The sequence below is a fragment of the Paenibacillus sp. 01T422 genome (assembly GCF_056398785.1).
The window spans coordinates 1-4,800 of record NZ_JBFTQB010000488.1 but is presented as its reverse complement, the minus strand read 5'-3'; the positions used below and the strand labels follow the sequence as shown (position 1 = coordinate 4,800).

Here is a 4,800-nt window from a genome sequence, read left to right as displayed (position 1 = left end):
GTACTTGTATTTCCCAAGACAAATTGACAAAGAAGCGTTCTCCCAAGACACGATTAATGGAGCGATCAGCCAGAAATTGAAGATTGCCGTCGGAACTATGGAAGGCGTACAATTTGCCAACTATACCACTTACCTGAACATTCGTGTGGACAAAGCTATGCCTTATATCTGGGTAGGGGCTGCGATATTCATGATTGGGGTCATAATGGGCTTCTACTGGCAGCATCGCCGTATCTGGATTCGCATCGACGAAGGTAAGCTTACGCTCGGCGGACATACGAACAAGAACTGGTTCGGCTTACGTAATGAGGTTGCAGCAGCCTTAAAGAAAAATAACATGGAAGTACTGCCGAAATCATTAGACAATGGAGGGAACCAGGGGTGAATGTCAATTCAGTCAGCAGCACCTTTTTACTTATAGCGTTTTTCGTATACCTGGCAGCATTTTTGCTTTTCGTCCTCTCGATTACCGGTAGAAAGTGGAGTAATCGTGATCCGGAGCAGCATCAGAAGCAATGGGGGTTCGTAGCCTTCCTGACCTCTGTTGTCGGATTTGCCTGCCAAGTGACGTTCTTCTTCACAAGATGGGCGGAAGGGAATCACATTCCGACTTCGAATATGTATGAATTCATGACCTTTCTTGGGATGATGATCATGTTTGCTTTCTTGATCGTGTATCTCATTTATCGCACGCCTGTACTTGGTGTGTTTGCATTGCCAATCGGCTTTATTATCATTGCTTATGCCTCTGTCTTTCMGAGCGAGGTTCAGCCTCTGATTCCGGCCCTGCAAAGTTACTGGCTGAAAATCCATGTAACGACAGCTGCAACCGGTGAAGCATTTTTCGGCGTCGGGTTCGCTGGCGGACTTATGTATTTACTGCGTGCTGTGGATTTTAAAGGCACCAGCCAAAAAGAGAAGCGTGAACAAAGAGGCGTAGAGCTGACACTCTTTTTCATCTTAATGCTAATCGCCTTTATTGCTTCTATTTTTACATTTAACGGTTCAGGCTATAAAGCCGAATTCTCCAAAGAGGTTACCGTTATGGATGCACAAGGACAACAGCAAACAAGCATTCAAAATGAGACTTACGTACTGCCTCCAATCGTGAAGCCTTATAATATGAAGGTTGTGGAAATGAAGCCGTTCTTAGGCATGACGAAACCGCTATTGACAGCACCGTCTTGGATGGAAGGCGCGAGTGCCGGGCGTAAATTGAACACCGTGATTTGGTCCATTCTAGGAGGTCTTGTGCTTTATTGGCTAGCTCGACTGGTTGCCCGCAAGCCGTTAGGAGCCGCTATTGGCCCAATCGTCAAAGGCATGGATCCTGAGGATCTCGATGAAATCAGCTATCGCGCTATTGCAATCGGCTATCCGATTTTTACATTAGGAGCACTGATATTTGCGATGATTTGGGCTCAGGAAGCGTGGGGACGCTTCTGGGGCTGGGATCCCAAAGAAGTATGGGCACTAATTACTTGGTTATTCTACGCCGTATTTTTACATCTTCGCTTATCCAAAGGCTGGCAAGGCAAGAAATCAGCTTGGTTAACCGTTATCGGCTTTATCGTGGTTATGTTTACGTTAGTTGGGGTAAACCTTGTTATCGCAGGGCTGCACTCCTATGCAGGTGTATAAAACAAATCGAACTTAATTTAGATAAGGATGTGAAGCTCCATGGAAATGAAAGCTAGCATACTCGTTGTGGATGATGAAGAACGAATTCGGAGATTGCTCCGTATGTATTTAGAGAAAGAAGGCTATATCATTGAAGAAGCAGAGGACGGGGAGAACGCCCTTCGCATGGCGACTGAAACGGACTATGACCTAGTGCTGCTTGATGTCATGCTGCCTGGAATTGACGGAATTGAAGTGTGTGCGCGACTTCGCCAAGTGAAGTCTACACCAGTCATTATGCTGACAGCCAAGGGTGAGGAAACGAACCGTGTCAGCGGATTTGAAGTTGGGGCAGATGACTATGTGGTGAAGCCGTTCTCTCCACGCGAAGTTATTTACCGGGTTAAAGCGATTTTACGCCGCTCATCAGCTACAGCCTATCTGTCTAAGGATGCAAGCTCGAGCAACAATATTGTGTTTCCAAACTTGATCATTGAACATGATGCCCATCGCGTAACGGCTGGCGGCCAGGAAGTGGCATTGACGCCAAAAGAATACGAATTGCTGCATTACTTGGCTGTGTCACCGGATAAAGTCTTCTCGCGCGAAGAGCTGTTGAAGGATGTTTGGAACTATGAGTTCTTTGGCGATTTGCGGACTGTCGATACCCATGTCAAAAGACTCCGTGAAAAATTAAACAAAGTTTCCCCGGATGCTGCTGCGATGATTACGACCGTGTGGGGAGTAGGCTATAAGCTAGAGGTGCCTAAATAACGTGTTTATATTCAGAAGCGTCGTAGGTAAGCTTTGGTTGACAATCATTGGCCTAGTTGGGGTAGTACTGCTCATACTAGGTCTTTTTCTTGTCAATTATATGGAAAATTATTTCTCCCAAGCCAAGGATCAAACCGCTAATATTGAGAAGCTGGCTCGCAATTTTTCAGAAGAAGCCTCTCATCATATGTATAATGAACAGTTTTATCAGTTAAGCAACGAACTTTTAGGTTTTCAGGATGCGAAACTGCTGGTTATTTCTAGAGAAATGAAGGAAATGGCTTTGCCATCTACACTTGGAAGTACATTAGGTGGTTTCCATTCTACGGACCTGTATACAGAGGCTGAACTGCAACGTGTATTTGCCGGTGAAACCATCGATAAATCGATTAATAAGTCCAAAATTGGTCGTTTAAAAGCTGGCGAAGAGTATCTGGTTGTGGCTGTTCCGTTGAAAAATTTGCAGGGCAGCATTGCGGGTGCGACCATTATTTATCAATCCCTGCAGTCGCTCGAAGCGACACAGTCTTACATGCTAAGACTATTTATTTATGTGTCCATTGTTGGTTTTCTGATGACAACATTTTTTGCCTTCTTCCTATTTGCGAAAATAACAAGACCGCTTCAGCAGTTGAAAAAAGCTGCAGATTTCATCACTAAGGGAGAATACGGGACAAGAGTACCTATTATTTCCAAGGATGAAATCGGCGAATTGGCTAAGACATTTAACCATATGGGGGAGAAAATGCAGGAAAGCATCCGAGAACTTTCCCAAGAGAAAGAGCACTTATCAAGTATCTTGCACAGTATGACTGATGCGGTAATCACATTGGATGCGAATGGATCTGTTATGCTCACCAATCCACAAGGCGAGAAAATCGTGCAGGAGTGGAGCACCATTGAATGGTCGGAGGATGATGAGGAGACCAAGCGCTACCGGAAGCCGGATACAGCGCTCGGTGATTGGGGATTAACGAGCTATAGCAATCCGTTCTTGGTTCCGATTCCCGTTCCGCTGATACCACTTTTTGAAGCGGTTGTGGACGAATCATCGGAAGCCGCGACCAAGCTGCATGTGCAGAACGGCGTGTGGTCTGTTGCCATGACGCCATTATACATGAGCGAACAAAGCGAAGAGGTGCGCGGCGCGGTAGCAGTTCTCCGTAATGTTACGGAGGAAGAGCTCCTCGACAAGCTGCGCAAAGATTTTGTGGCGAACGTCTCGCATGAGCTTCGTACGCCGATCTCGATGCTGCAGGGCTATAGCGAAGCCCTGCTGGATGACATTCCCTCCACGCCGGAGGAGCGCGTGGAGCTTGTGCAGGTCATCCACGACGAGTCGCTCCGCATGGGGCGCCTCGTCCGTGACCTGCTCGATCTGGCGCGGATGGAAGCCGGCCATCTCGAGCTGGCCTTCAGGGAGGTCGAAGTCGACTCCCTGATCAAGCGTATGCACCGCAAATTTTCGGTGCTGGCCAAAGAGCGCGGCATCGCGCTAAGCGTGGCGCTGCCTGATAAGCCTCTCATCCTCGAACGAGGGGATGAGGATCGGCTGGAGCAGGTGCTGACGAACCTGCTTGATAATGCTTTCCGGCATACGGCCTCAGGGGCCAGTATTGCCATGAAAGCGGAGCCGGCCACGTATAAGAATAAGCCAGCGATTCGCATTGAGGTCTCCGACGAAGGGCAGGGGATACCTGCCAATGACCTGCCGTTCATCTTTGAACGGTTCTACAAAGCCGATAAAGCCCGTACACGTGGTTCATCGGGAGGCACGGGTTTGGGTCTATCCATCGTGAGAAATATTGTAGAATCGCATTTCGGAATTGTCACTGCCCAAAGTGTGCTGGGGCAAGGAACAACATTCACGATATTACTGCCTTGCGAACCCAAATAATGTCACAAATTCGACACAAAAAAGGCGTTTGCTGTGAAAACTCACAGCAAACGCCTTTCATTTTGTAGAATATTCAGACAAAATCTTGTTGTTCGTGAAACACTTTGTACCTATTAGTGAGAAGTTTAAACCGTAAGCGCACGAACATTCACGATTTCGGCTTGTGTCGACAGTTCAGCCAACACTTCAGCAGGAGCTGATTTGTCGATTGTCAGAACCATGATGGCGGATCCACCGATCACTTTACGACCTACTTGCATCGTTGCAATGTTCACGTTGTTGCTTCCTAGCAGTGTTCCTACGCGACCGATGATACCTGGTTTATCATTATGGGAGATAAGCAGCAGGTTCCCTTCGGCAGAGAAGTCAACTGGGTATTGATCGATACGTACGATACGTTCGCCGTAACCGGAAAGTAACGTTCCAGCAAGCGTTTTTTCTTCTTGTTTTGTTTTGACAGTAACCGTCACAAGGTTTGTAAACGAGCTTGATGTATTTGACGTTTGAAC

Annotated in this window: 5 protein-coding genes; 4 read left to right on the top strand and 1 reads right to left on the bottom strand. The window is 47.1% G+C overall.

Features of this window, described 5'->3' with window-relative positions:
* The 4 genes from AC1DUA_RS23920 to AC1DUA_RS23905 form a co-directional block, all read left to right on the top strand.
* Positions 1 to 385: cytochrome c biogenesis ResB family protein (locus AC1DUA_RS23920; protein ID WP_477502147.1), on the top strand; the 385-nt coding region annotated here is incomplete at its 5' end.
* The gene (gene ccsA / locus AC1DUA_RS23915) at positions 382 to 1,641 is read left to right on the top strand and encodes a cytochrome c biogenesis protein CcsA (protein ID WP_477502146.1); all 1,260 of its coding nucleotides are present in this window, start codon (positions 382 to 384) and stop codon (positions 1,639 to 1,641) included. The genes AC1DUA_RS23920 and ccsA, both read left to right, overlap by 4 nt.
* Before the next feature lie 39 nt (positions 1,642 to 1,680).
* Positions 1,681 to 2,394: a response regulator transcription factor gene (locus AC1DUA_RS23910; RefSeq protein WP_127451191.1), complete on the top strand. Its 714-nt coding sequence runs from the start codon at positions 1,681 to 1,683 to the stop codon at positions 2,392 to 2,394.
* Position 2,395: 1 nt separating this feature from the next.
* Entirely contained in the window at positions 2,396 to 4,291 is a 1,896-nt protein-coding gene (locus tag AC1DUA_RS23905) for an ATP-binding protein (protein ID WP_477502145.1), read from the top strand.
* Between the two features lie 125 nt (positions 4,292 to 4,416).
* On the opposite strand, the gene AC1DUA_RS23900 is transcribed toward AC1DUA_RS23905, so the two are convergent.
* Positions 4,417 to 4,800, bottom strand: a 384-nt coding sequence (locus AC1DUA_RS23900; RefSeq protein ID WP_477502144.1) for an ACT domain-containing protein, incomplete at its 5' end; no start/stop codon positions are given.